The 23,247-nt window shown below is 63.0% G+C and carries 25 protein-coding genes, 2 tRNA genes and 1 pseudogene; 14 read left to right on the top strand and 14 right to left on the bottom strand.

The window, feature by feature from the left end:
• Positions 1 to 469: 469 nt before the first annotated feature.
• Positions 470 to 546: transfer RNA gene (locus tag ASC97_RS02400), tRNA-Pro, on the bottom strand.
• Between the two features lie 267 nt (positions 547 to 813).
• Here ASC97_RS02400 and ASC97_RS02395 point away from each other — a divergent pair.
• On the top strand, positions 814 to 1,227 hold the full coding sequence (locus ASC97_RS02395; protein WP_057466743.1) for a hypothetical protein: 414 nt from the start codon (positions 814 to 816) through the stop codon (positions 1,225 to 1,227).
• A 108-nt stretch (positions 1,228 to 1,335) separates the two neighbouring features.
• Here ASC97_RS02395 and ASC97_RS02390 read toward each other — a convergent pair whose 3' ends face one another.
• Positions 1,336 to 1,671, bottom strand: a complete 336-nt coding sequence (locus tag ASC97_RS02390; RefSeq protein ID WP_057466742.1) for a hypothetical protein — start codon at positions 1,669 to 1,671, stop codon at positions 1,336 to 1,338.
• A 568-nt stretch (positions 1,672 to 2,239) separates the two neighbouring features.
• Positions 2,240 to 2,314, bottom strand: a tRNA-Gln gene (locus ASC97_RS02385).
• A gap of 161 nt (positions 2,315 to 2,475) precedes the next feature.
• On the opposite strand from ASC97_RS02385, the gene ASC97_RS02380 reads away from it, so the two are divergent.
• The 4 genes and pseudogenes from ASC97_RS02380 (at position 2,476) to ASC97_RS02365 (ending at position 5,885) form a co-directional block, all read left to right on the top strand.
• Positions 2,476 to 2,772 (top strand): cupin domain-containing protein, encoded by a 297-nt coding sequence (locus tag ASC97_RS02380; protein WP_057466741.1) that lies wholly within the window; start codon positions 2,476 to 2,478, stop codon positions 2,770 to 2,772.
• Between the two features lie 39 nt (positions 2,773 to 2,811).
• On the top strand, positions 2,812 to 3,729 hold the full coding sequence (locus ASC97_RS02375) for an MBL fold metallo-hydrolase (protein ID WP_057466740.1): 918 nt from the start codon (positions 2,812 to 2,814) through the stop codon (positions 3,727 to 3,729).
• 4 nt (positions 3,730 to 3,733) lie between these two features.
• Positions 3,734 to 4,182: pseudogene (locus ASC97_RS02370) on the top strand (thiol-disulfide oxidoreductase DCC family protein).
• Entirely contained in the window at positions 4,179 to 5,885 is a 1,707-nt protein-coding gene (locus tag ASC97_RS02365) for an SDR family oxidoreductase (RefSeq protein ID WP_057466739.1), read from the top strand. Before ASC97_RS02370 ends, ASC97_RS02365 begins: the two are co-directional and overlap by 4 nt.
• Here the strand turns inward: ASC97_RS02365 and ASC97_RS02360 are convergent.
• Positions 5,882 to 6,787 (bottom strand): DUF1499 domain-containing protein, encoded by a 906-nt coding sequence (locus ASC97_RS02360; protein WP_057466738.1) that lies wholly within the window; start codon positions 6,785 to 6,787, stop codon positions 5,882 to 5,884. The two genes, ASC97_RS02365 and ASC97_RS02360, sit on opposite strands and share 4 nt — an antisense overlap.
• A 258-nt stretch (positions 6,788 to 7,045) precedes the next feature.
• On the opposite strand from ASC97_RS02360, the gene ASC97_RS02355 reads away from it, so the two are divergent.
• Complete coding sequence (locus ASC97_RS02355; RefSeq protein WP_057466737.1) at positions 7,046 to 7,432, top strand: hypothetical protein; 387 nt, start codon at positions 7,046 to 7,048, stop codon at positions 7,430 to 7,432.
• A gap of 3 nt (positions 7,433 to 7,435) precedes the next feature.
• Here ASC97_RS02355 and ASC97_RS02350 read toward each other — a convergent pair whose 3' ends face one another.
• The gene (locus ASC97_RS02350; RefSeq protein ID WP_057466736.1) at positions 7,436 to 7,681 is read right to left on the bottom strand and encodes a hypothetical protein; all 246 of its coding nucleotides are present in this window, start codon (positions 7,679 to 7,681) and stop codon (positions 7,436 to 7,438) included.
• Between the two features lie 105 nt (positions 7,682 to 7,786).
• Between ASC97_RS02350 and ASC97_RS02345 the strand changes: the two genes are divergently transcribed.
• Positions 7,787 to 7,984: a hypothetical protein gene (locus tag ASC97_RS02345; RefSeq protein ID WP_057466980.1), complete on the top strand. Its 198-nt coding sequence runs from the start codon at positions 7,787 to 7,789 to the stop codon at positions 7,982 to 7,984.
• A gap of 91 nt (positions 7,985 to 8,075) precedes the next feature.
• Positions 8,076 to 8,369, top strand: coding sequence for a hypothetical protein (locus ASC97_RS02340; RefSeq protein ID WP_057466979.1), 294 nt, complete (start codon positions 8,076 to 8,078; stop codon positions 8,367 to 8,369).
• Here the strand turns inward: ASC97_RS02340 and ppdK are convergent.
• The 6 genes from ppdK to ASC97_RS02310 all read right to left on the bottom strand — a co-directional run bounded on the left by ppdK (position 8,360) and on the right by ASC97_RS02310 (position 16,824).
• On the bottom strand, positions 8,360 to 11,029 hold the full coding sequence (gene ppdK, locus ASC97_RS02335) for a pyruvate, phosphate dikinase (RefSeq protein ID WP_057466735.1): 2,670 nt from the start codon (positions 11,027 to 11,029) through the stop codon (positions 8,360 to 8,362). The two genes, ASC97_RS02340 and ppdK, sit on opposite strands and share 10 nt — an antisense overlap.
• Before the next feature lie 390 nt (positions 11,030 to 11,419).
• The gene (gene smc, locus ASC97_RS02330) at positions 11,420 to 14,881 is read right to left on the bottom strand and encodes a chromosome segregation protein SMC (protein WP_057466978.1); all 3,462 of its coding nucleotides are present in this window, start codon (positions 14,879 to 14,881) and stop codon (positions 11,420 to 11,422) included.
• 78 nt (positions 14,882 to 14,959) lie between these two features.
• Positions 14,960 to 15,652 carry a DsbA family protein gene (locus tag ASC97_RS02325; protein ID WP_057466734.1) on the bottom strand — a complete coding sequence of 231 codons (693 nt, stop codon included), beginning with the start codon at positions 15,650 to 15,652 and terminating at the stop codon, positions 14,960 to 14,962.
• 148 nt (positions 15,653 to 15,800) lie between these two features.
• Positions 15,801 to 16,070 (bottom strand): type II toxin-antitoxin system RelE family toxin, encoded by a 270-nt coding sequence (locus ASC97_RS02320; protein ID WP_057466733.1) that lies wholly within the window; start codon positions 16,068 to 16,070, stop codon positions 15,801 to 15,803.
• A complete protein-coding gene (gene relB, locus ASC97_RS02315) occupies positions 16,054 to 16,278 on the bottom strand; it encodes a type II toxin-antitoxin system RelB family antitoxin (protein WP_057466732.1) in 225 nt (74 codons plus the stop codon). Before relB ends, ASC97_RS02320 begins: the two co-directional genes overlap by 17 nt.
• A gap of 60 nt (positions 16,279 to 16,338) precedes the next feature.
• Positions 16,339 to 16,824, bottom strand: a complete 486-nt coding sequence (locus tag ASC97_RS02310) for a DUF721 domain-containing protein (RefSeq protein ID WP_057466977.1) — start codon at positions 16,822 to 16,824, stop codon at positions 16,339 to 16,341.
• 97 nt (positions 16,825 to 16,921) lie between these two features.
• On the opposite strand from ASC97_RS02310, the gene mutY reads away from it, so the two are divergent.
• The 5 genes from mutY (at position 16,922) to ASC97_RS02285 (ending at position 20,797) form a co-directional block, all read left to right on the top strand.
• Positions 16,922 to 18,013 carry an A/G-specific adenine glycosylase gene (gene mutY / locus ASC97_RS02305; protein ID WP_200959433.1) on the top strand — a complete coding sequence of 364 codons (1,092 nt, stop codon included), beginning with the start codon at positions 16,922 to 16,924 and terminating at the stop codon, positions 18,011 to 18,013.
• Positions 18,014 to 18,016: 3 nt separating this feature from the next.
• On the top strand, positions 18,017 to 18,625 hold the full coding sequence (locus tag ASC97_RS02300; RefSeq protein ID WP_057466730.1) for an HAD family hydrolase: 609 nt from the start codon (positions 18,017 to 18,019) through the stop codon (positions 18,623 to 18,625).
• A gap of 2 nt (positions 18,626 to 18,627) precedes the next feature.
• Positions 18,628 to 18,993 (top strand): nuclear transport factor 2 family protein, encoded by a 366-nt coding sequence (locus ASC97_RS02295; RefSeq protein WP_057466729.1) that lies wholly within the window; start codon positions 18,628 to 18,630, stop codon positions 18,991 to 18,993.
• A gap of 240 nt (positions 18,994 to 19,233) precedes the next feature.
• Positions 19,234 to 20,163, top strand: a complete 930-nt coding sequence (locus ASC97_RS02290; RefSeq protein WP_113001252.1) for a hypothetical protein — start codon at positions 19,234 to 19,236, stop codon at positions 20,161 to 20,163.
• A gap of 256 nt (positions 20,164 to 20,419) precedes the next feature.
• Positions 20,420 to 20,797, top strand: coding sequence for a hypothetical protein (locus ASC97_RS02285; RefSeq protein WP_057466727.1), 378 nt, complete (start codon positions 20,420 to 20,422; stop codon positions 20,795 to 20,797).
• 100 nt (positions 20,798 to 20,897) lie between these two features.
• On the opposite strand, the gene ASC97_RS02280 is transcribed toward ASC97_RS02285, so the two are convergent.
• Positions 20,898 to 22,028 carry a site-specific DNA-methyltransferase gene (locus ASC97_RS02280; protein WP_057466976.1) on the bottom strand — a complete coding sequence of 377 codons (1,131 nt, stop codon included), beginning with the start codon at positions 22,026 to 22,028 and terminating at the stop codon, positions 20,898 to 20,900.
• A gap of 143 nt (positions 22,029 to 22,171) precedes the next feature.
• Between ASC97_RS02280 and ASC97_RS02275 the strand changes: the two genes are divergently transcribed.
• Complete coding sequence (locus ASC97_RS02275; RefSeq protein ID WP_057466975.1) at positions 22,172 to 22,468, top strand: nucleotidyltransferase family protein; 297 nt, start codon at positions 22,172 to 22,174, stop codon at positions 22,466 to 22,468.
• Between the two features lie 76 nt (positions 22,469 to 22,544).
• Here ASC97_RS02275 and ASC97_RS02270 read toward each other — a convergent pair whose 3' ends face one another.
• Both ASC97_RS02270 and ASC97_RS02265 read right to left on the bottom strand, forming a co-directional pair.
• Complete coding sequence (locus ASC97_RS02270) at positions 22,545 to 22,898, bottom strand: antibiotic biosynthesis monooxygenase family protein (RefSeq protein ID WP_057466726.1); 354 nt, start codon at positions 22,896 to 22,898, stop codon at positions 22,545 to 22,547.
• Positions 22,895 to 23,224: an NIPSNAP family protein gene (locus ASC97_RS02265; protein ID WP_057466725.1), complete on the bottom strand. Its 330-nt coding sequence runs from the start codon at positions 23,222 to 23,224 to the stop codon at positions 22,895 to 22,897. The genes ASC97_RS02270 and ASC97_RS02265 overlap by 4 nt, the downstream gene beginning before the upstream one ends.
• Positions 23,225 to 23,247 lie beyond the last annotated feature (23 nt).

The raw sequence follows: 23,247 nt of genomic DNA, 5'->3' as shown, positions 1-23,247 counted from the left end.
CGGAGTCATCCTTAGGCAGTGCCGAACGCGCTTCGTCGGTGTGGTCATCCGATCGGCGGCAAGAGCGCCCGATGTTCGCATCAGAAAAGCTTATTTCACGGCGTCACACAACAGGTGCTTCACGATAATGGCCAACGGTATCGTTTGCGTGACACTCCTCGTCGAACCAATCCGCCTCGTTCGACATTCCGTTTCCGAGCGCGGGCCGCGTCCTTCAAGCGTAGTCGGCTGCAAGCGCGGCGTCGATCTCGAATCTCTCAGGAAGCCAGCCAGGGCAGAATTCTGATGATGGCCCCGTGAGCCGCGCGCTGCGGGGAATGGGGGGTACCAAGTCGCTGGCGACGTCCCCCTCAGCACATTGCGGGATCCGCTCCATCGACGACGGCTTGAAAAATCCTCAACCTGTCGGTGGCGTTTCCGCGTGTGCATCCGCATAAACGAAAAAGCCCTGCAATGCAGGGCTTTCGGCTGGTCGGAGTGGAGTGATTCGAACACTCGACCCCCACGTCCCGAACGTGGTGCGCTACCAGACTGCGCTACACTCCGTGACCAGCGGCGCCTCTATAGACCGGCCCATCCCGTTGCGCAAGCTCCAAAATTCAAAAGCCGGCGCATTTTTGCGGCCTGGCGGATTGGCGATATCGGTTGCCGGAATGGAGCAAAAAGCCACACCTCAGGCAAATTTTGCAATTGCGAAGGCGAGCCGATTTTCTTTTGCCGAGTTCCGGGCTAAAGGGCTCGACGGGACACGCGGAACCGTTGCCAGGCAGCGATTCCCCGCCATCGAATGCGCGACAATTCAGGGACGATATGATGAAACTCCGCACTTTTGCCGCGGCCGGGCTCGCCATTGCGCTGGCCGGCTGCACGACCATTCCGACCGCAGCAGATCCGATCTCCAGCCGCTGGGTCGGCCAGTCGGCCGGCAAGTTCTTTGCCGCCTTCGGCCCGCCGCTGACCGATGCCGACAACGGTTCCGGCAACGTCTACACCTGGAAGGGCGGCTACAAGACCGTGACGGTTCCGGCAAAGTACGCGGAAGGCGCCGACGGCAAGCGCGGCAAGCAGATCTCGCCGGCGCGCAAGCTCTACCTGCGCTGCCAGGCCGAGATCACCACGAATTCGGACTACACGATCCGCACCATCCGCGTTTCGGGCGACGTACCAGGCGCAAACGGCCCGTCCTACTGCGCCGAATTCCTGGCGCCGGCCGACAAGGCGCAGTAAAGGCAGCCGGATCGGGAAACAGGAAAGGCGGCCTTGCGGGCCGCCTTTTGCATTCGAGCCGATCGGTATCCGGTCCCGAGACCCCTCTCCGGACCGGTGCCGCCCCGCCTATTCGTGGATGGTATAGGAGCCCATTTCGCAGAGGTTCTGCGTGTCGGTCGTCGTGTCGAGGTCAGACTCTTCCTCGAATTCGAAGCGCATGTCGTACTTGCAGACGTCGCGACCGTCGGCAATGGTGATATCCATGCTCTCGCCCGGATTAAGAACCTGCTTGCCGAAGACATCGTCTTCCCACTCGTTGACGCCGACCGGCGAGGTGTAGAAATTCGTCAACACCGAATTGGTGCCGTTCTTCAGCGAGAAAACGAGATCTTCCGCATGGGATGCGCCGGCAGATGCCAGCAAGGCCGCCGCTACCGCGACGGACATCAGTTTCAGTTTCATGGTTTGCCCCCTGCTCAGAATTGAGCAATCCGAGGCTTATTTTGCGGGCTGGTTTTGTCAACGGCTACGAAGCAAAACGCCAAGCCCGGCACGAACCAAATTTGGTGAGGTTGGGTGCAGGGTTGGTGCCCTTCCGCGATCCGCGAAATTCGCCGCCCGTCCGTCGCGTCAAGCTCAGCGTGCATAAGTTTAGAAGCCGGCCGGCCTCCAGCCGATAGGTGGTGGGTATGTGCCGGCCGTAGCGGCAAAGTCACCATCGTTTTTTGACAGGGCTCGCCTGCCTCTTCTTGACGATTTTTATCAGCGAGCCCCGGCTATCCGGATGTGCGGACGGCACATTCAACTAGTGGTCAGTTCCGACAAGGTAAAGTTACAAGTCACTAATGTAGCGTTACAAATTACTAAGGGAGAATGCGCTTGGCATTCATGGCCCCCGGTCATGCAAGCGGGTGCGCATTTCTCATGTTCGCGAGATGGCTGGACGACGTAAATCGGGTGAACCGATACTATGCACCCGGAAGGTGTTTCGGATTCGATAACTCGTTGAAAATTAATAATAAATAAGCGGTGGCTGGGGCGCCAGGATTCGAACCTGGGAATGCCGGTACCAAAAACCGGTGCCTTACCGCTTGGCGACGCCCCATCAGCGCTTGGAAGCGGAGACCGCTTGCCAAATCGACGCCTGATTAGCAAAGGTCGCTGGCGCTCACAATCATTAAGTTTCGGCCGGAGCATATTTCTGTGCGCATCTGCAGGCGCCGTGCTAGGTCTGGAGCGACGAGACCGAAGCCTGCCGGAGTGATGATGAGCCAGTACCGTGCCCGCCCGCCTGCCCTTGCAACCCTCCTCGTCGACGACGCCGTGGTACGGATCACGCGCTGGGATTTCGAGCCGGGCGCGGATACCGGCGTGCACACGCACGGGATGGGCTATGTCGTCGTGCCGATGACGGATTGCAAATTCCTCCTCGAGGAGAAGGACGGCAGCCGCCGGGTCGATATCGCCATGGGTGCCGCCTACCGGCGCGATGCCGGCATCGAGCACAATGTGGTCAACGCCGGCGACCAGCCGATGTCCTTCATCGAGATCGAGTACAAGTAACCGGGATCAGCGACACAACGGCATTCAGCGCAGAACGACATGGCCAACCCGCAATTCAATCGTGACTTCGATCCGGCCTATGGACAGCCGGTGCCGGTCGCCCCCCAGGTGCAGCGCATCACGGTCAACAATCCGAGCGCCTTTACCTTCCATGGCACCAACAGCTACATCGTCGGGGATGCCTCGGTGGCGGTCATCGATCCTGGGCCCGAGGACGAGGCGCACTTCCAGGCGCTGATCGCCGCCCTCAGAGGGCGCGAGGTCACGCATATCCTCGTCAGCCACACGCATCGCGACCACTCGCCGCTTTCAAGGCGCCTGCAGGAGGTGACCGGTGCGCCCGTGGTCGCCGAAGGACCGCACCGCGCCGCCCGGCCGCTGCACTTCGGCGAGATCAATCCGTTCGCGGAAAGCTCCGATACGGCATTCCGCCCTGACATCGCAATCGGCGATGGCCAGACGATCGAGGGCGACGGGTGGCAAATGACCGCCGTGGCGACGCCCGGTCACACCGCCAACCATCTGGCCTTTGCGCTCGAGGGTACGGGCGTCCTGTTTTCGGCCGATCACGTGATGGGCTGGGCAACCTCGATCGTGGCACCGCCGGATGGGTCCATGGCAGACTACATGACCTCCCTCGACAGGCTGATCGCGCGGCGCGACCGTCTGCTGCTCCCAGGTCACGGCGGACCGGTCCGGCGGCCGGTGTCGTTCATGCGGGCGCTGAAGACGCACCGGCGCATGCGCGAGCGCGCCGTGCTCGGGCGCATCCGGGCGGGCGACGTCTCCATTCCCAAGATGGTGCAGGCGATCTACCGCGATACCGATCCACGCCTGCATGGCGCCGCAGCACTGTCGGTGCTCGCCCATATCGAGGATCTGCTCGAACGCGGCGAGATCGAGACCGACGGTCCGCCAGCACTCCTCGGTTCGTATCGGCCAACGCAACATGGGTGACGTGATGCATGACTGCTACAGCTATCGCCGGGATACCGCCGTTCCGGAATTTGCAGACGACAAGGCGCTGATCGTCTTCGACGGCGAATGCGTGTTCTGTTCGGCCTGGGTCCAGTTCGCGCTGAACCACGACAAGGCGGAGCGGTATCGCTTTCTCGCCGCCCAATCGCCGCTCGGCGAAGCTCTCTATCGGCACTATGGGCGGACGGACGCGACTACGAGAGCAACATTCTGATCGAGAACGGGCGGGCTTTCTTCAAGTCGCAGGGGTCCATCCGGATGATCGCCGGGCTTGGCGCACCCTGGTCGGCCGTCCGGGTCTTTCAACTGCTGCCGCGCGGCATCGCCGACCGGCTCTACGAATTCGTGGCGCGTAACCGCCTGCGCATTGCCGGACGGCGGGCGACCTGCTTCGTGCCGACGCCGGAGCAGCGGAGCCGCTTTCTCGGATGAAGGAGCGACTGCGCATCCTGATTGTCGGTGGCTACGGCACGTTCGGCTGCCGGCTGTGTCGCCTGCTGGCGGATCAGCCAGAGTTGAGCCTGCTCGTCGCCGGCCGCTCCCTCGACAAGGCCAGAGCCTTCGCAGACAGCCTTTCGGCGGCGAAGGCGGCGATCGAGCCCATCCGCTTCGACAGGTCCGGCGACACGCGTGCGCAACTGCAGCGTTGCGCCCCTGATCTGGTGATCGACACCTCAGGTCCGTTTCAGGTCGAGGACGGGGATCCTTACGGGCTGGTGCGCGCGTGCATTGCGCTTGGGATCGACTATGCCGACATCGCAGACAGCCGCAGTTTCGTTGCGGGCATTGCGGCATTCGATGCGCCGGCGAAAGCGAGCGGCGTCTTCGTTCTCGCCGGGCTCAGCAGCTTTCCGGCGCTGTCGTTTGCCGCGTTCGAGGAGATGGCCCCGCATTTTACGCGCATCGACGACATCTCTGCCGGCATCGCGCCCTCGCCGCATGCCGGCATCGGCCTCAATGTGATCCGGGCCATCACGAGCTATGCCGGCAAGTCCGTTCCCGTCGTCAAGAACGGCCGCGCGGTGACGGGCCTTGGCCTGATCGACCGCATGCGCATGGTGATTGCACCGCCCGGCGCCGTGCCGCTGCGAAGCCGCTCTTTTCTCCTGGTGGACACGCCGGATCTTGCGCTTTTGCCCGCAAGGCAGCCGCACCTCGTCTCGATCTTCACGGGCGCCGGAGCAGAGCCTGCCCTGCTGCAGCATCTTCTGCGTTGGGCGGCATGGCTGGTTCGTGCGGGGCTGCTGTCTTCGCTGCAGCCGTTTGCGCGAACCGTCCATGCCGCAAGCCGGGCGCTCGCGGTCGGCGAGCATCGCGGCGGCATGTTCGTTCGCGTGCGCGGCGCCGGCCGACATGGGCAAGCGACGGAACATGCGTGGCATCTAACCGCCGAGCGGGATGACGGCCCGTTCATTCCGGTTCTCGGGGTCGACGCCCTGATCCGCAAATGCGATGCGGGAAGCCGGCCGGCGCCCGGTGCGCGGGCGGCTGCGGGCGAACTGACACTTGCGGATTTCGAGGCCGGCTTCAAACGGTTTGCGATTGCGAGCGGGATTCGGGACGCGAGCGACCGCACCCTCCCCCTTTCGCTCTATCGCCGGCTGCTCGGCGATGCCTGGGAGGCGCTGCCGCCGGCGGTGGCGGCCATGCACGACGTCACGGGCGAGAGCGTTGCTTCAGGACGCGCCGACATCGAGCGCGGCCATGGCCTTCTTGCCAGACTGGCTGCAGCCATGGTCGGCTTTCCGAAAGCCGCAAGGCAAGCCGATGTCACGGTCCGATTTTCCGTGGCGGAGGGTATCGAGACCTGGACGCGGACGTTTGGCGGCAGGACATTCCGCAGCAGGCAATGCGCGGGACACGGGCGGGACGCACATCTCCTCGCGGAGGATTTCGGGCCGTTTCGCATCCTCATGGCGCTGGTGCCCGAAGGCGGGCGGCTCACGCTCGTTGTGCGCGGATGGCGCCTTTTCGGCATGCCCCTGCCACGATCGCTCGCCCCCGGCGGCAATGTCCACGAGGAGGAGCGCGACGGGCGCTTCCACTTCGACGTCGAGGTCAAGGCGCCGCTGATCGGGCTGATCGTACGCTACAGAGGCTGGCTCGTCCACGATGGTCCGGGCCTGGCCCGCTAGCTGCCGGCGATGCCGAGCAGTTCGGAGTCGAGCGCCTTCAGATAATCGTCGGCGATATCGGCGCTGAAGCCGAGATCGGCGGGGCCGTAGCGGGAGGCGACGCGCACGTCGACAAAGGTGGTTTCGGCCTCCTCGCGCAGCCGGATGACGACATCGAAGCGCAGGCCGAGAACGAGCGTCCGCGTCTCGCCCTGCAGTGTCACGCCATTGGCGCGGCGGATGAGCTGGGCCACGTCATCCTCGTAGGGCCTCGGGATCGGAACGGGGACGGCCTCCGGAGCATCGGCGACGGCGCCGTCTTCCGCGCCGGCCCTGGCGGGCTTGTCCTCCAGATCGCGCGACGGCACGCTGTCGCCCTCGGCACGGGTGATCCTGATACCATTCAGCTTGGCAACCTTCTTCACCGCGTCGAGCACGCGGTCGATCGCACCGTCGTAGCGACGGCCGGTCAGCTCCGGATAGGTTTCCAGCTGTTTCTCGCGATCGTCCGCGGTCACGGCCTCGCGCTTCAGCCAGATCTGATCGGCATTCGGCGGCTTCAACCATTCCGGCGCGGAAACGACGTCGGTCGAGACGTCGTAGATGGCCGGCATGGCGAAATAGCGTTCTGCCGCAAGGGCTCCGATGGCCAGCGGCAAGGCGGCGAAAACCAGTCCCTTCAAGGCGTCATGTCCACCCTCGGCACCTGTCAGCCAAAGGCTTCGAAACCCGGCGAACGCCAGGAAGGCGGCCAACGCCGCGAAGCCTGCGGAGACAAGGAGGATCAGCACGAGATAGGGCGTGGCAAGCCCGCCGAAACGATGGCCGACCAGAGCTGCAAGGCAAAGCACCAGCGCAAACGCTGCAAAGCGCCGCGAAAAGCGGGCGGCATTGGAAACAGGGCGGTCGAAACGGATTGCCATCAAACTTACCGGTTACTCGCAAGCGGCGCGTCCCGCATGAACACGCAAATCGCCCAAGGACTTGTTTAGTGCAAGATTCGCCTAAATTGAAACTGTTGTCTCGAACCGGAGCGCTCAATCCACGACGAAGGCGGCCACGAAGAAGGCAATTGTGGCCCCAAGGAAGACCGCGATGGCGTGCGTGAGCAATTTCTGATATTGCATAAAACGACCGTAATGCAGCATGTTCATCGCACAGGCGCGAACAGGAGAAGTGCAATGATTGCATCCGAGCTTGCAGTGGAGACCCAGGCGCCGGCGTTTAGCGGAACCGACGGCAAGGACCCGCTTCTGCCGGCAGAGCTTCTGGAACTGGAGCTGTCGCTCGACAGCTACGACGGCGATGCCGATTTCTGCGATGCCGTCCGAGAAGCGGCCGCGCGCGCCGGCGGCGAGTTGCTCTTCGACCTCCCGGCCGAAGGCCTGATGGAGGACTGCAAGCGCATTGCCGTGCTGCGTGTCCCGTCGGCCGCCTCGGATATGCGGATCGTTCTTGCGGTTCTCGACCACAACGGCACCGACATCCGCATGGAAACGCCGGCTCCCGAGACTACGCATCTCGTGCGATTTGCCGACGCCTTCATCAAGGTGCTCGAGAGGTTCTGATCCTCAATCCCGGCCGCTGGCCGCTTCCGCCACGCTTCGGAAGGCAAACTTGCGTCCGCACTCGCATTTGATCATGCACGTCTCCTGGTGGTTCGAGGGACGCTGGATAAAGAAACCGCGCGGCAGATGATCGACGGTAAAACCCGGATGCTTGCGCTTCGGATCGTCGATTTCCGACGCTTCGGCAAAACCGCTGTTGCCGCATTGCGGGCAGGTCAGTTTCTTCGAAAATCGATCACGTAGTGCCATGCCTGCCTTCCATCACTCAGAAGCAGCCTTCTTATAGGCGAATGGCGCCGGGCGAAAGCCGGAACCAAAGCCATGACGTATCGTTTCTTCATGAAGGAGGCCGTCATGCCGAACAGAGAACCCATGCCCATCCCGAGCGCCGACACGCCGCGGGGGCCGACACCGACGCCGGGGATTCCCGACCGGGTGCAGGAGAAACCGCCGCTGACGCCGGCGCAGGATCCGGGCGACAGCAAGAACCCGGAGGACCCGACGCTCGACCCGGCGCTTCTGCCGATCGGCGATCCGGCCGGTGCGGCGTGAGGCGGTATTTCCGATTGACGGACGAGTCCGAATGGCCTTTGCTGGGATGAACAAGGTCAATGACTTGAATATGCTGCTTGAAGATATGTCGATGCGCACCCTCGCCCTAACGTTCGTCCTCGCCGCAACAGCCGTCGGGCTGTCCGCGTGTCAGACCATGTCTCCAGAAGAGCGCCGTGCCGCCGACAACACGCAATGCATGAGCTATGGCTTCAAGCGCGGCACGGACGCATTCGCCACCTGCCTGCAGCGCATCGACCTCGAACGACAGGCACGGGCGCGCTACGACAGCGACATGGTCATGATGGACATGTCCTACAGTCTTGGTGGACCCTATTACGGCGGTCCCTACTACGGTCGCCCTTACTACCGCCGCTATCGCTGAGCAGCGCGGATGACGGCCTGAGCCGCCGCAAGCCTTGCAATCGGCACGCGGAACGGCGAACAGGACACGTAGTCGAGGCCGATCTCCTCGCAGAAGTGAATGGACGCGGGATCGCCGCCATGTTCGCCGCAAATTCCGAGTTTCATATCGTTGCGAGTCCGCCTACCGCGCTCGGTGGCGATGCGGATCAATTCTCCGACGCCATCGAAATCCAGCGATATGAACGGATCGTGCTCGATGATGCCCTTGCGCTGATAGGTCGGGATGAAGGCTGACGCATCGTCACGCGATATGCCGAAGGTCGTCTGCGTCAGGTCGTTGGTGCCGAAGGAGAAGAATTCCGCGACTTCCGCGATGACGTGGGCCCGCAGTGCCGCGCGCGGCAGCTCGATCATGGTCCCGACCAGATAGTCGATCCGCATGCCGGCTTCCGCCATGACATCCTTGGCAACGGCATCGATTCGTTCCTTGACGTAGTCGAGTTCCGATCGAAGACCGACCAGCGGTACCATGATTTCCGGAACCACGGCAGCGCCGGTCTCATGGGCCGCAGCCACCGCCGCCTCGAAAATGGCGCGTGCCTGCATCTCGACGATCTCGGGATAGGAGATGGCGAGACGGCAACCGCGATGGCCAAGCATCGGGTTGAATTCATGGAGGGCGTCGACGCGCTGGCGCAGTGCCGCCGCCTCCATGCCCATCGCCGCTGCAACATCGGAGATTTCCTCGTCGCTCTTCGGCAGGAATTCGTGGAGCGGAGGATCCAGCAGGCGGATCGTAACCGGCAATCCGTGCATCACATTGAAAAGTCCGGTGAAATCGAGCCGCTGGATCGGCAGCAGCTTGTCGAGCGCGGTTCGACGACCCTTCTCGTCCTCGGCAAGGATCATTTCGCGCATGACATGAATGCGCTCGCCTTCGAAGAACATGTGCTCGGTACGGCAGAGGCCAATGCCTTCGGCACCGAACGAGCGCGCCGCGCGGGCATCGGCCGGCGTATCCGCATTGGTGCGCACCGTCATGCGGCGGACGCGGTCGGCCCATTGCATGATGCGTCCGAAATCGCCGGAAAGCTCGGGCTGGACCATCTGAACCTCGCCCTTCAGAACCTGGCCGGCCGATCCGTCGATGGTGATGACGTCGCCTTTTTTGAGTGTGACCCCCAATCCGATCAGGCGCTCGTTGCGCGGGTCGATCCGCATGGTGCCGGCACCGACCACGCAGGGAATGCCCATGCCGCGGGCGACGACGGCAGCATGGCTCGTCATGCCGCCACGCGTCGTCAAAATGCCTTCGGCGGCATGCATGCCGTGAATATCCTCCGGGCTGGTCTCGACGCGCAGGAGGATGACCTTGCGCCCCTCCTCCTCGGCTACGACAGCCTCCTCGGCCGTGAAGACGATCTCCCCGGTCGCCGCTCCCGGCGATGCCGGCAGGCCGGTGCCGATCACTTCGCGCGGGACCCGCGGGTCGATCGTCGGATGCAGCAACTGATCGAGCGAGGATGGCTCGATGCGCAGCACCGCTTCCTCCTCGGTGATCAGCTTCTCGTCCACCATGTCGACGGCGATCTTCATCGCCGCGCGTGTCGAGCGCTTGCCGGAGCGCGTCTGCAGCATCCAGAGCGTCCCGCGTTCGATGGTGAACTCGATGTCCTGCATGTCGCGGTAGTGCGCTTCGAGCCTGTTGCAGATCAGCGAGAATTCCTTGAAGGCGTCAGGCATCAGCTTTTCCATCGAAGGCCGGTCGGAGCCGGAGCCGATGCGTCCCTCCTCGGTGATGCTCTGCGGCGTGCGTATGCCCGCGACGACGTCCTCGCCCTGCGCATTGACCAGGAACTCTCCGTAGAGCGACCTCTCGCCCGTCGAGGGGTTGCGCGTGAACGCGACGCCCGTGGCAGATGCATTGCCGAGATTGCCGAACACCATGGCCTGAATATTGACGGCCGTGCCCCAGCCCTCGGGGATGTTGTGGAGATGCCGGTAGGTGATGGCCCGGGCGCTCATCCAGCTTGCGAAGACGGCTCCCACAGCGCCCCAGAGCTGGACTTGCGGATCCTGGGGAAATTCCTCGCCCAGCTCTTCCTCGATCACGGTCTTGTACAGCGACACGACGTGCTGCCATTCGCTGGCCGTCAATTCCGTATCGTATTCGTAGCCGAGCCGACCCTTCTCGTCCTCGAGGATTTCCTCGAAGACATCGTTGTCGATGCCCATGACGACATCGGCATACATCTGGATGAAACGCCGGTAGCTGTCCCAGGCGAAACGCGCATCGCCGGCATCGTGGCCGAGCGCCTGCACCGTCTGGTCATTGAGGCCGAGATTGAGCACGGTATCCATCATGCCGGGCATCGACACGCGCGCACCGGAACGCACAGACAGCAGGAGCGGCCTTTGACCCGCGCCGAAGCGGCGCCCGGTGATGGCTTCGATGCCTCCGATACCGGCAAGCACCTGTGCTTTCAGCTGTTCGCCGATCCTGCGTCCGCCGTCGTAGTAGGCAGCACATGCGTCCGCGACGATCGTCAGGCCGGGGGGTACGGGAAGACCGAGGCTGCACATTTCGGCGAGGTTCGCACCCTTGCCGCCCAAAAACTCTCGGTCAAGCGCGCGACCTTCGGCCGTCCCGTTGCCGAATGTATAGACCCACTTGGTCATATTCCCCCCAAATCCAAATCGGGATCAACTTAATCCGTTGGACTTGAAAAGAAAATCGACAAATGCGGCCAAAATGTTGCAACGCACAATATCCGTCGCCGGCGGAACGATTTTGATTGTGTGAAAGAGAATAAAGCTTTGCGGGACCGCAACAAAGTCCCGCAAAGCCTTATTTCCGTCCGGCCAGGAAAACCGGACGGGGGGTTCAGCATGCCGGCACGAAAAGGAGGCAGCAAGCCTCGACACGTGCGCACGGCAAACGCGACGCAAACCGACAGAGCGGCCTCGCAGCCGCACCTATCAATCTTCTAATACAAGATCGGCAGGAAAACATCACCCTATCGGGCGAAACCGCCCGCGAGAGCCGACTTTTTTTGGGGTTTTATTCCGTCAGGCGATTTCACGCAGCTGCTCGGCGGTCTGCAGGTCTACGGATACGAGCTGCGATACGCCCTGCTCGGCCATCGTGACACCGAAAAGCCTGTTCATTCGGGCCATGGTGATGGGATTGTGCGTGATGATGACGAAGCGCGTTTCCGTCGAGGCGGCCATTTCGTCCATCAGGTTGCAGTAGCGCTCGACATTGTGGTCGTCGAGCGGCGCATCCACTTCGTCCAGCACGCAGATCGGCGCCGGATTGGTCAGGAATACGGCGAAGATCAGCGCCATCGCCGTCAGGGCCTGCTCGCCGCCCGAAAGCAGCGTCATGGTCTGCGGCTTCTTTCCGGGCGGCCTTGCCAGGATTTCGAGGCCCGCTTCCAGCGGATCGTCGGATTCGATCAGCTGCAGCTCCGCCGTGCCGCCGCCGAAAAGGTGGGTAAAGAGGCGCTGGAACTGACCGTTGACGACGTCAAAGGCGGCGATGAGGCGCTCGCGGCCTTCGCGATTGAGGCTCTGGATGGCGCCGCGCAGCTTGCGGATGGCGTCGATCACGTCGTCTCGCTCCTTGATCAGGGCCTCGAGCTTCTCGCTAAGTTCCTTCTGCTCCTCTTCGGCGCGCAGGTTGACGGCGCCAAGGCGCTCGCGCTCCATTTTCAGCCGTTCGAGCTCGCGCTCGACCTCGCGCAGATCAGGCATCGCCTGCATGGGCTGCAGGCCGGCAAGGCGCAAGGCTTCGTGCGGCGCCACGTTCAGCGCCTCGCGGATCCGTGCCTCGCCTTCCTGCCGCTTCTCGCGGGCGGACACCAGCCGTTCTTCAGCGCGGCCCCGGCGTTCGCGGCTTTCGGCAAGTTCCGACAGGGCGATCGCCGCCTTGTGGTCGGCGTCGCGTTGAAGAAGCTCGGCCTCTGCAAGCACATCGGCCGCATGGCGACGGGCTTCGTCCGCCTTCTGCAGCTCGTTCAGGAGCCCCCGGCGCTTGTCGTCGAATTCATCAGGGGCCATCTCCAGCTCGACGGCCTCGTCGCGCGCCTCTTCCTCGCGGGCGCGCAGGGTGGCGATGTGATCTTCGGCGCCGGCCGCACGCTGGCGCCACGTGCCCCGCTCCTGCCCGATGGCGACAAGGCGACGCTGGCGGGCATCGTTCTCGCGGTTCAGGCTTTCGTGGCGCGCCCGGGCCTCTGCGAGCGCACCGCGATCGGTCGCGACATTCGCCTGCTGCAGCCGCAGCCGCTCGTCGATCGCCGTCAGGTCAGGCGCGTCGTCGAGCTCGATGCGGGCATTCTCTTCCTGAACGGCAACGTCCTCCAGCTGGGACTGCAGCTGGCTGACCGCCTCGGCAATGACGTCGCGGCGGCGGATCAGATCGCCGGAGGCCCGCTCGGCAGCGGTGAGCGCATCGCGGGCATCGGCCAGATGCCGCCCCGAAAGCCTGACAGCATCGCGCGCATCGGCAAGGCGACGCTCCTCGACGCCGATCGCCTCGGCGGCCACGGCGAGCTGTTCTTCGGCCTCGACAAGAACATCGCGGGCGAGCGCCGCTTCGCTTTCGAGTTCCGAAAGGCGGTTCTTCTGGGCCAGCCGGAGTGCCGCCGCACTCGGCGCATCCGCACCGGTGACGTGACCGTCCCAGCGGTAGACCGCGCCATTTCTGGTCACCAGCCTCTGGCCAGGCTTCAAGTGCTGCACAAGCGTCGGCGCATCGGCATCCGACACCAGACCGATCTGCTTCAGCCGCCGCGTCAGGGCTGCGGGGGCTCGCACATGCTCCAGGAGCGGCGTGGCACCGGCCGGCAGGGCGGGATCCGCCGCTCCGTCGCCGTTCACGGACCAATGTGCCGGAGCATTCGGGTCGAGCGGGGATTCCAGATCGTCTCCCAAGGCAGCACCAAGGGCGGTTTCGAAGCCTCGATCGACGCGCAGTTCGTCCGCGACCGGAGAGAACTCGCCCGCGGCAGCGCCGGCGGCGAGCATGCGGGAGATGGTGCGGGCCTCGGTTTCGAGCGCGTTGAGCTTGGAACGAGCCTGATCCACCGGCGCGCGGGACATCGCCTCGGCCTGCCGGGCCGCCGCGAGCGCCTGTTCGACGGCCTGGATCGCAGCTTCCGCCTCCGCCACGGCAATCTCGCCCGCTTCGACCACGGCCCGCTTCTCATCCGGATCAGGCAGGGTGGCTATTTTCTCGCCGATCGCCGAAAGCTCGCGGTTCGCCTCGTCCATCTGGCGCTCGAGCCGCATTCTGCGGTCGGAGAGATCGCGAATGGCGCGTTCGAGCTGATTGCGGCCGGCGGACGCTTCCGCTCGCTCGGCCGTCACAGCGGTGAAAATGCGCTCGCTGTCGGCAAGCTTCGCAGCCGCCTCCTCGAAGGCCTCCCGGGTTTCCTCCGCATAGCGGCCGGAATCGGCCAGGACTTCGGCAATATCGGCCTCCTCGGCATCGAGGCGTGAAAGGATTGCGGCATTGTCGGCGACCAGCCGTTCCTCGCGGCCGATATCTTCCGCCAGCTGCGCCAGGCGGCGCGTGAGCTCGTCGCGGCGTCTCAGGATGCGGTTGGCATCCTCCTCCAGCTGCGTCTTGGCGATCTGCAGCCGCTGCAGGGCCGCGGCGGCGCGTGCCTCGCCCTCGCGCAGTTCCGGCAGCTTGAGGCTGGCGATGCCCTGGGCCTTCGCCGCTTCCATCTGCGCCTGCGCCTTCTCGGCAACGACGACCGTCGCCTGATTGAGGGCGCTATCCGCCTCGGCTTCCGCCTCCTTGGCCTGCACCCATCGAATGTGAAGCAGCATGGCCTCGCGGGCGCGGATATCGGCCGAAAGGGACTTGAAGCGGCTCGCCTGCCGGGCCTGACGCTTCAGGCTCTCGATCTGGCTTTCGAGCTGCGAGGTGACATCGTCGAGACGCTCGAGATTGCCTTCGGCGGCGCGCAGCCGCAACTCGGCCTCGTGGCGCCGCGAATGCAGGCCGGAAATGCCGGCCGCCTCTTCGAGCAGCTGGCGACGCGCCTGCGGCTTTGCCGAGATCAGCTCGCCGATGCGTCCCTGCCCCACCATCGACGGCGAGCGGGCGCCTGTCGAGGCATCCGCAAAGAGCAGCTGGACGTCCTTGGCGCGGCTTTCCTTGCCGTTGATGCGATAGATCGACCCCTGTTCGCGCTCGATGCGCCGGGTCACCTGGATCTCGTCGCTGTCGTTGAAGGCGGCGGGTGCGGTGCGCTCGGAGTTATCGAGGTAGAGCGCGACTTCGGCGGTGTTGCGCGCCGGGCGGTTTCCGGACCCCGAGAAGATCACGTCGTCCATGCCCGAGGCACGCATGTTCTTGTAGGAGTTCTCCCCCATCACCCAGCGCAACGCTTCGACAAGGTTCGACTTGCCGCAGCCGTTCGGTCCGACGACGCCGGTCAATCCGCGCTCGATGATGAATTCGGTAGGCTCAACGAAGGATTTGAAGCCGACGACGCGAAGCTTGTTGAACTTCATGCGGCCGCCCCATGCGGCCGGAAACAAAAAACGGGCGCGCGGCTTCCGCCGCCGCCCGTCATTCCGGAACGGTTCAAACTAGAGCAGGCTGTCGATAAGGGCCGACAGGGTGTCAACCGACATGTCTCCAGAATAGCGCTTTCCATTGATGAGGAAAGTCGGCGTGGCGTTGACGCCGAACTCCTTGGAGCCCCGTTCCCGCGTCGCGTTCACTTCATCCAGCAGCTTCTGGTTCGTCAAGCACTTCGTGAAGCTATCCTCAGTAAATCCAGCAAGTTTGGACATCTGAAGCAGTGCTGCGCGGCCATCCTCGGCTGCAGCCCAGGTTTCCTGCTGCTTGAAGAGCATCGAGACCATCGGAAAATACTGTTCCGGGGTGCTCAATTCTTCCGGCTTCGCAGCATTGCAACGGGCCAGCATGAAGGCTGCGGCGGCGCGAGGATCGAAGGGGAATTCGCGGATGACGAAACGAACCTTGCCGGCGTCGACATACTTCTTCTTGATCTCGTCGAAGGTCGTCGTGTGGAAGTGGGCGCAGTGCGGGCAGGTCATCGACATGTATTCGACGATCTTGACCGGTGCGTTTTCCGGGCCGAGCGCCATTTCCGGCAGCGCGCCCGGCGTGAGCACGGCCGCCATATCGACGTCGCCGTCGGACTTCGGCATTTCGACAGCCGCATTCGCGGCGCTGAACATCGCCAAGCTTGCCGTCGCGGCAGCCACGCCGCCCAGAAGCTGGCGTTTCGTCAGTTGCATTTCAGACATCTGCATGAGTTCCCCATATGAGAAGAGAGTGACGGCATAACTGTGCGATATAACGGCGCGAGGCCGCGAACAAGGCACGCTTCGCCAACTTCCTTCAAAGAATTGTGACCATGATGGGACTAATGCCCCCGAGGCTGGATTGGTTGTCGCATTTTCACCGGTAGACATCGCGGCGGTTGCCGACGCGGACGATGAGAATTCGCAGAATTCCATCCTCGATATTTGCGATGATCCGGTAGTCTCCGACCCGATACTTCCAGAATTCGCCGAGCTCCGAGCCCTTCAGAGCGTCACCGACGGACCTCGGATCTTCCAGCGTTGCCACGCGATCATTGAGAAACCGAAGAATGCGGCGAGCACCTTCATGTCCCAGTTTGTCCAGTTCACGTTCCGCCGCCGGGGCGAATTCAATCCTCCACGCCATGGCGCGTCATCAGGTCTTTCAACGAAACCGTATCGCCCTTGCCTTGCCGAAGCTCTTCCAGGCGCTTCTCGGCAAGATAAACATCTTCCAGATCGTCGAGATGCTCAAGAATGGCTTGGCGCGCATAAAAGCTCTTGCTGCGCCCTGTGCGCTCGGCAAGCCGATCCAAGCGCTCTTCTATTTCGGCAGGCAATCGTATGGCCAGCATCGTATTTTCTCCGTGCTATACATGTATAGCACCCGCCTGCGACATTGCCAAACCGAAGCGTTATCGCCGCTTGCCCAGCACCGCCGTGCCCAGCCGCTGGATGGCGTCGCGCAGCTTGTCGCCCTCGATCCCCTCCATCATGCCTTCCAGTCTTTTCGCGGCCTCGCCTTTCAGAGGCTGCGGCGTGCGGGAGCGTTTGGCGGCCTGCGATACCGGCTTCTGGACAATTCGGATCTGGTGAACGGCGGAGAAGCCGAAGAAGCTGTTGATACGCTGGATGAGTTCGCCCTGGGCATGGGTGAGGAACAGTGCGCGGGCGCCCTCGCAGGCAATGGTCAGAACACCCGGGCGAAAGCTGCCGTCGTCGTTGCCCCTTGCCCAGGCGATCTTTTCCGGCCGCGTGCAATCGGCGAAGTCCTCGCCGGCGATTTCGTCCCACGAACCGAGCAGAGCCGTATTGATGCCGGCGCGGCGGGCGAGCACGGGATCGATCAGGCCGTTGGCCAACTCGGATATCTGCTTCACATCTTTGCGTGGATAACTCATCGAAACCTTCGGATGCCGCCGCCATGCGGGCCCGCCGCCTTGATCGGACGGCATTGCTTCGCCAAGTATAGGCCACTTCCCCACAGCACGGCAAATGATGACATCAACGACCTTCGACGCCCCTGCCGCAACGCCTCTCCTCGACTGGTACGACCGGCATCACCGCGACCTGCCGTGGCGCGTCTCGCCGCCGATGGCGGCGCGCGGCATCAAGGCCGAGCCTTATCGCGTCTGGCTCTCAGAGGTGATGCTGCAGCAGACGACGGTGCCGGCGGTGAAACCCTATTTCGCCACCTTCCTTGCGCGCTGGCCGACCGTGCGCGACCTTGCCAACGCGCCGAGCGAGGACGTGATGGCGGCTTGGGCGGGCCTTGGCTACTACGCCCGCGCCCGAAATCTGAAGAAATGTGCCGAGGCGGTGGCGCGGGACCATGACGGCGTGTTCCCCGACACCGAGGAAGGACTGAAGGCGCTTCCCGGCATCGGCGACTATACGGCCGCTGCCGTTTCCGCGATCGCCTTCAACCGCCAATCGGCCGTCATGGACGGCAATGTCGAGCGCGTGATCTCCCGCCTTTATGCCATCTCCGCTCCACTGCCTGCGGCAAAGCCGCTGATGAAGCAGAAGGTGGCGCTGCTGACGCCGGCGGACCGGCCGGGCGATTTCGCGCAGGCCATGATGGACCTCGGCGCGACCATCTGTACGCCGAAACGTCCGGCCTGTTCCCTCTGTCCGTTCAGGGAGGCATGCGAGGCGCTGCGGCTGCACGATCCGGAGAAATTCCCCGTCAAGGCCGCGAAGAAGGAGAAGCCGGTCCGCTACGGCGCGGCCTTCGTCGCCGTCACCGCCGACGGCGAGATCCTGCTGCGGCGTCGGATCGAAAGCGGCCTTCTCGGCGGCATGACCGAAGTACCGACGACGGGATGGACCGCACGCCTGGACGGCGAGACATCGGCGGATGCAGCGCCCTTTCCGGCAGGCTGGGAGGCATGCGGGACAGTGACCCACGTATTTACCCATTTCGAGCTTCGGCTATCGATTTATCGGGTGGCAATCCCCTCGCGAATTCAAACAGATAACGCTTGGTGGGAGCCGGTTACAAATCTTGACGCCCAGGCGTTGCCGACAGTCATGAAAAAAGCGATAGCAACGGCTATTCCACTCGCGTTCAAACACTCGAAGGACTGACAGATGCCCATTGATCATATCGTTTTCGATATTGGAAAAGTTCTCGTTCACTACGATCCGAACATCCCGTTCAGCCACATCATTCCCGACGAGGCCGAACGCAAATGGTTCTTCGACAACGTCTGCACGCATGACTGGAACGTCGAGCAGGATCGCGGACGCACATGGGCGGACGCAGAAGCGCTGCTGATCGAGGCGCACCCGACGCGCGAGGAGCACATCCGCGCATTCCGCAAGCACTGGCACGAGATGGTATCGCACCCCTACGACGACAGCGTCGCGATCATGGAACAACTGATCGCGGATGGCCGGGACGTGACGATGCTCACCAACTTCGCCTCGGATACGTTCCGCGAGGCGCAGGTCCGCTTCCCGTTCCTGACCAAGCCGCGCGGCGTCACGGTGTCCGGCGATGTCGGCCTCATCAAGCCCGACATCGCCATCTACGAAACGCACGCCAAATGCTTCGGCCTCAATCCCGCGGCAACAATCTTCATCGACGACTCCGCACCCAACGTCGAAGGCGCCAAGGCCGCCGGCTGGGATGCCGTCCTGTTTACCGGCGCCGACACGCTGCGCGCCGATCTTGTCGCACGCGGCATCAGGATCTGAGCATGGCGTTCGATCCGGTCGAGGAAATCACTCGCTTTCACGCCGCCATCGACGCGCTCGATTTCGAAGCGATCGAAGCCTATTTCGCCGAGGATGCGACCTACGTTTCCAACGGCGTCGGCAGCCTGTCGGGGCGCGACGAGATCATGATCGCCTTCCGGAAGTACTTCGACGACTATCCGGACCAGACGGCGTTCACCACGCTGGTCGAGACGATCAGCCCGAAGGCCGGCCGCGCCGTATGGTCGATTCGCGCCACACACAGCAAGACGGGCGAGCCGCTGATCCGGGAGGGCGAGGAAACGATCACCTTCGACGAGAATGGCCGCGTCACCCGGGTCGACGTCACCGATTACCAGGCGTTCTGATGCCCCCCGCAGTTTCCTGACGCGACGCGAAACCGCAAATTGCGCATCGCGTCAGGGGAACAATGAGTGCCTTCGGCTGTTTTGAGATGACCCGCGCATGACGCGGTCTGTAGCAAAACGACAAGTCAGCTCGGCTGACAGGAGGTTACGATGGGTAGAGGTATCTTGCTTTGGTTTCTCGGGGTTCCGATTCCGCTGATCCTGCTTATCCTGTTGTTCTGGCATTAGGAGATGGTCGCGATGTCGTATACCTCCTCTGCCGTGGCTGCGGACGTGCCACTCGAATCCTCGTCCTCGGCCGTGAGCTGGGGAGCGATCGTTGCCGGCACTCTGGCTGCGACTGCCATTACGCTCATCTTCATCCTGATCGGATCGGGCCTGGGCCTGACGATGGTCTCACCATGGTCGCATGACAGCAGTTCCCTCACGACCGTCGGGGCATCGGCGGCGATCTGGCTGATCGTCGTTCAATGGGTATCGGCGGCGCTCGGCGGATACCTGACCGGGCGGCTCCGGGCCAAATGGGTCGGCATCCATACCTACGAAATATTCTTCCGCGATACAGCACACGGCTTTCTGGCCTGGGCACTGGCAACGGTCGTGGTTGCGGGGCTCCTCGGCTCCGCGCTCTCCTCCGTCGTCAGCACAGGCGCACAGGCCACTGCGACGGCTGTCGGTGCGGTCGGGGCCGCAGGCGCTGCAACGGCCGCCAACGCCGGTGACGGCAGCGGCGGTTTTTCGCCGGCCTACTTCACGGACGCGCTGCTGCGTCCGGCGAATGCGGCGGCTGCACCCGCAAACCAAAGCGCGCCGGGCAGCCAAAGCAACGAGGCCGTCAGTGCGGAGGTATCGCGCATCCTTCTGAACGGCGTTGCCGCAGGTGAGCTTTCGGCCGACGACAGGACCTATCTGGACCAGCTGGTCGCGTCGCGGACGGGTCTGTCGGAAGCGGATGCCAAGGCTCGGGTGGATGCGGTGCTGAAGCGTATCGACGACGCCAAGGTCGCAGCCCAGAAGGCCGCGGATACAGCGCGCAAGGCAGCATCGGCCGTTGCCCTCTTCGGTGCTTTGTCGCTGTTCGTCGGTGCTTTCATCGCATGCGTGGCTGCTGCAATCGGCGGCCGCCAACGCGACGAGGACGAAGAGCGGATGGCGCTGCTTCAACGCTGATAGCACGTCGTCAACCAACACGAAGACGCCTGGAGTATCCGTCCCAGGCGTCTTCAGATTCTAGACCGAATGCTGAAGAGCGCGTCACAATATCCGGCTCCCTCGCCTTGAGACTCGGGCAGTCGGTTGCTACAATGGTGACTTGGGCGCCTCGCCAAACCTGCTGCCGGGTTGAAAGGCGATTTTCGACTGACGACGACCGTGTTCACAAGGTCTGGGTAATCGGCAGACATCGACTTGGACAACGGATCGTCTGATGTTTGACGCTACAATTAAGCTTGCGCCCTCCAATATCACGGCATTGAAGAAGGCACTGCGAAAGCAGTACGCGAATGTCAGGTCGTCCCATGCCGATGAAGCATTGGCTGCCTCGTTGGGGTTCAGAACATACGCCGCGATGCTCACTGTCTTGGATCAAGTCAGCGAGTCTGCTCGGGTGGTGATCCAGTCGGATGCATGCCTACTGCTGCTTCGTCTCGAGCAACTGGGGTATAGCGGACTTAGCGTGCGTACCTTGCGGCGCCTGACCTGGGAAGCGCCATATCCTGACCGCTGGCAAGACGACGAGACAGAACGCTCTCTCCGGGAACGCTTTATGCCTGTCGCCGCGAATTCGCAGGTATCCTCGAATTGAAGACGCCCGGGGTGTTGATCCCCGGGCGCCTTTTACCTTCTTCCGTAACTGGAGGTACAAAAGCCGGAAGAAGGCAGTCTCGATCAGGCTTGAGCGTGGGTCACTCCGCCTTTGCCAGATCACTGCGGATAACGGACCGCAACTCGTCGATCGGGCGCAGGGATTGCCCGTCGTCGAAATGCCAGAATGTCCATCCGTTGCATGCATCAAGTCCCTGGACCTTGGCGCCCAGGCGATGAATTGAACCGGCCTCGCCGCCGGAAGCGACGGTTCCGTCGGCGCGCACGATCGCGCTGTGGCGGCGCTTCGCATCGGTCAGCACCTGGCCCGGCTTGATCAGCCCGCTTTCGACCAGCACGTTGAAGGCCACGCGGACTTCCTGCTTCTTGCCGGTCATCACGGTCAGTTCCGCCTTTCCGAGCGGCTCCACTGCCTCGATGCGGGCGGATGCGGCATCGATATAGTCCTGCTCGCGCTCGATGCCGACGAAGTGACGGCCGAGGCGCTTGGCGACGGCGCCTGTCGTGCCGGAGCCGAAGAACGGGTCGAGGATGATGTCGCCGGGCTTGGACGACGCCATGATGACGCGGGCCAGCAGCGCTTCCGGCTTCTGGGTCGGATGCACCTTCTTGCCGTCATCGCCCTTCAGGCGCTCGTTGCCGCTGCAGATCGGGAACAGCCAGTCGGAGCGCATCTGCACGTCATCGTTGGCGGCCTTCAGTGCATCGTAGTTGAACGTGTAGCCCTTGGCCTTGGCGCTCGGGCTTGCCCAGATCATCGTCTCATGAGCGTTCTGGAAGCGGCGACCCTTGAAGTTGGGCATCGGGTTGGTCTTGCGCCAGACGATATCGTTGAGGATCCAGAAGTTCAGATCCTGCAGCGTGGCGCCGACGCGGAAGATATTGTGATAGGAGCCGATGACCCAGAGCGTGCCGGTCGGCTTGAGGACGCGGCGGCAGGCCAGCAGCCAGGCACGCGTGAAGGCATCGTAGGCTTCGAAGGACGCAAACTGATCCCACTCGTCGTCGACCGCGTCGACCAGCGACTGATCGGGGCGGTGCAGCGTGCCGCCAAGCTGGAGGTTATAGGGCGGATCGGCGAAGATGACGTCTACGGAGTGGGTCGGCAGGGCTTCAAGCGCGGCAACGCAATCGCCCTTGATGATCGTGTCGATCCAGGAACCCGGCTTTGCGGAGGCCTTGAGATCGGCAAGCGGAAATACTGACGCCATCTGGAAAACTCGCTCATACATATTACGCTTTTTACTGTCTGTTATGGTTACTCAGTTTGGTTACCAAAGCCTGAATTGCCGAGCGATTTTGGGAAAATAATCACGGCATGGAGAACTTTAGCGAGCTGCTGTCGAGAGAAAGCATGAGAAAGAGCGAAGTGGTCGAGCGTCTGATGAGCAATGCCGAAGCCGTCCGCGCGCTCGGTGCGACCTCGCTTTATCTCTTCGGTTCGGTCGCCCGCGACGAGGCCGAACCGGCAAGCGATATCGACGTCTTCATAGACTACGACCCTCTAGGCCGCTTCCACGCCTTCGATCTGATCAGCATCAAGCTGATGCTCGAGGAGAAACTCGCCGCTTCCGTGGACATCACGACGCGTGACGGCCCGCATCCGCGCCTCAGGTCCAAGATCGAGAAATCGGCGTTGCAGGTCTTCTGATGCCACGCGAGATCGCCGATGAGATCCCGTGTCTGCGGATTGCCGTCGACGATCTGTGCGGGCATTTTTCCGGCGACTAAGCCGCCGCGTCATGCACCCGGCGGCTGTCCGCCGGCGCTTCGGCGCGCTCGTTCATTCCGTAGTCCCGCACAATGTGGCCGATGCGCAGGCGGTAGTCGGCGAAGACGCCGTTGCGGCCTGCGGCCTGGGCGGCGCGGTGGCACTCCAGATTGCGCCATTGCTTCACCGCCTCCTCGTCGCGCCAGAACGACAGCGAGAGCAGCTTGCCGCGCGTCGTCAGGCTTTCGAAGCGCTCGATCGAGATGAAGCCATCGATCTTGTCCAGTTCGGCGCGCAATTCGCCGGCAAGATCCAGATAGGTGTGACGTTCGCCCATATAGGGCAGCACTTCGAAGATGACGGCGATCATGGCGCGACCTGCCTTGCGTGAGGGAGAGATACATTCTTGAGAAAGATGCGGTCCTCTTTCAGAATGAAACGTTCGCGCCTGGCAAATTCGTAGTTCTGCTTTCCGAGCGGGTCGGCGGCGAGCCGTGCGCGATAGGCTTCGTAGGCGGCGAGGCTCTCGATGTTGTAGACGCCGTAGGCGGTGGTTGCCGAACCCTCGTGCGGGGCGAAATAGCCGATGAGGTCTGCGCCGTTGCGCGGGATCGCCTGCCCCCAGTTGCGGGCGTACGCGGCAAATTCCTCTTTCCTGAAGGGGTCGATCTCGTAGCGGATGAAGCAGGTTAGCATCGTTGTCTCCTTGTGCTGCGAGA

It is taken from the genome of Rhizobium sp. Root1203 (assembly GCF_001424945.1).
GTDB lineage: Bacteria > Pseudomonadota > Alphaproteobacteria > Rhizobiales > Rhizobiaceae > Rhizobium.
Note: the sequence above shows the minus strand (reverse complement) of the source record. Positions and strands in the feature narration are given on the sequence as shown.

Excerpts from the sequence above, each read along its gene's own strand:
- ASC97_RS02280 (WP_057466976.1), bottom strand. The coding sequence starts at position 22,028 with ATGGCGTCAGTATTTCCGCTTGCCGATCTCAAGGCCTCCGCAAAGCCG.
- ASC97_RS02345 (WP_057466980.1), top strand. The coding sequence starts at position 7,787 with ATGCCGAACAGAGAACCCATGCCCATCCCGAGCGCCGACACGCCGCGG.
- ASC97_RS02310 (WP_057466977.1), bottom strand. The coding sequence starts at position 16,824 with ATGAGTTATCCACGCAAAGATGTGAAGCAGATATCCGAGTTGGCCAAC.
- ASC97_RS02275 (WP_057466975.1), top strand. The coding sequence starts at position 22,172 with ATGAGAAAGAGCGAAGTGGTCGAGCGTCTGATGAGCAATGCCGAAGCC.
- ASC97_RS02270 (WP_057466726.1), bottom strand. The coding sequence starts at position 22,898 with ATGATCGCCGTCATCTTCGAAGTGCTGCCCTATATGGGCGAACGTCAC.
- ASC97_RS02300 (WP_057466730.1), top strand. The coding sequence starts at position 18,017 with ATGCCCATTGATCATATCGTTTTCGATATTGGAAAAGTTCTCGTTCAC.
- ppdK (WP_057466735.1), bottom strand. The coding sequence starts at position 11,029 with ATGACCAAGTGGGTCTATACATTCGGCAACGGGACGGCCGAAGGTCGC.
- mutY (WP_200959433.1), top strand. The coding sequence starts at position 16,922 with ATGACATCAACGACCTTCGACGCCCCTGCCGCAACGCCTCTCCTCGAC.
- ASC97_RS02360 (WP_057466738.1), bottom strand. The coding sequence starts at position 6,787 with ATGGCAATCCGTTTCGACCGCCCTGTTTCCAATGCCGCCCGCTTTTCG.
- ASC97_RS02340 (WP_057466979.1), top strand. The coding sequence starts at position 8,076 with ATGCGCACCCTCGCCCTAACGTTCGTCCTCGCCGCAACAGCCGTCGGG.
- ASC97_RS02265 (WP_057466725.1), bottom strand. The coding sequence starts at position 23,224 with ATGCTAACCTGCTTCATCCGCTACGAGATCGACCCCTTCAGGAAAGAG.
- ASC97_RS02290 (WP_113001252.1), top strand. The coding sequence starts at position 19,234 with ATGTCGTATACCTCCTCTGCCGTGGCTGCGGACGTGCCACTCGAATCC.
- ASC97_RS02375 (WP_057466740.1), top strand. The coding sequence starts at position 2,812 with ATGGCCAACCCGCAATTCAATCGTGACTTCGATCCGGCCTATGGACAG.
- ASC97_RS02390 (WP_057466742.1), bottom strand. The coding sequence starts at position 1,671 with ATGAAACTGAAACTGATGTCCGTCGCGGTAGCGGCGGCCTTGCTGGCA.
- ASC97_RS02325 (WP_057466734.1), bottom strand. The coding sequence starts at position 15,652 with ATGCAGATGTCTGAAATGCAACTGACGAAACGCCAGCTTCTGGGCGGC.
- ASC97_RS02295 (WP_057466729.1), top strand. The coding sequence starts at position 18,628 with ATGGCGTTCGATCCGGTCGAGGAAATCACTCGCTTTCACGCCGCCATC.
- ASC97_RS02365 (WP_057466739.1), top strand. The coding sequence starts at position 4,179 with ATGAAGGAGCGACTGCGCATCCTGATTGTCGGTGGCTACGGCACGTTC.
- smc (WP_057466978.1), bottom strand. The coding sequence starts at position 14,881 with ATGAAGTTCAACAAGCTTCGCGTCGTCGGCTTCAAATCCTTCGTTGAG.
- ASC97_RS02285 (WP_057466727.1), top strand. The coding sequence starts at position 20,420 with ATGTTTGACGCTACAATTAAGCTTGCGCCCTCCAATATCACGGCATTG.
- ASC97_RS02380 (WP_057466741.1), top strand. The coding sequence starts at position 2,476 with ATGAGCCAGTACCGTGCCCGCCCGCCTGCCCTTGCAACCCTCCTCGTC.
- ASC97_RS02395 (WP_057466743.1), top strand. The coding sequence starts at position 814 with ATGAAACTCCGCACTTTTGCCGCGGCCGGGCTCGCCATTGCGCTGGCC.
- relB (WP_057466732.1), bottom strand. The coding sequence starts at position 16,278 with ATGCTGGCCATACGATTGCCTGCCGAAATAGAAGAGCGCTTGGATCGG.
- ASC97_RS02350 (WP_057466736.1), bottom strand. The coding sequence starts at position 7,681 with ATGGCACTACGTGATCGATTTTCGAAGAAACTGACCTGCCCGCAATGC.
- ASC97_RS02355 (WP_057466737.1), top strand. The coding sequence starts at position 7,046 with ATGATTGCATCCGAGCTTGCAGTGGAGACCCAGGCGCCGGCGTTTAGC.
- ASC97_RS02320 (WP_057466733.1), bottom strand. The coding sequence starts at position 16,070 with ATGGCGTGGAGGATTGAATTCGCCCCGGCGGCGGAACGTGAACTGGAC.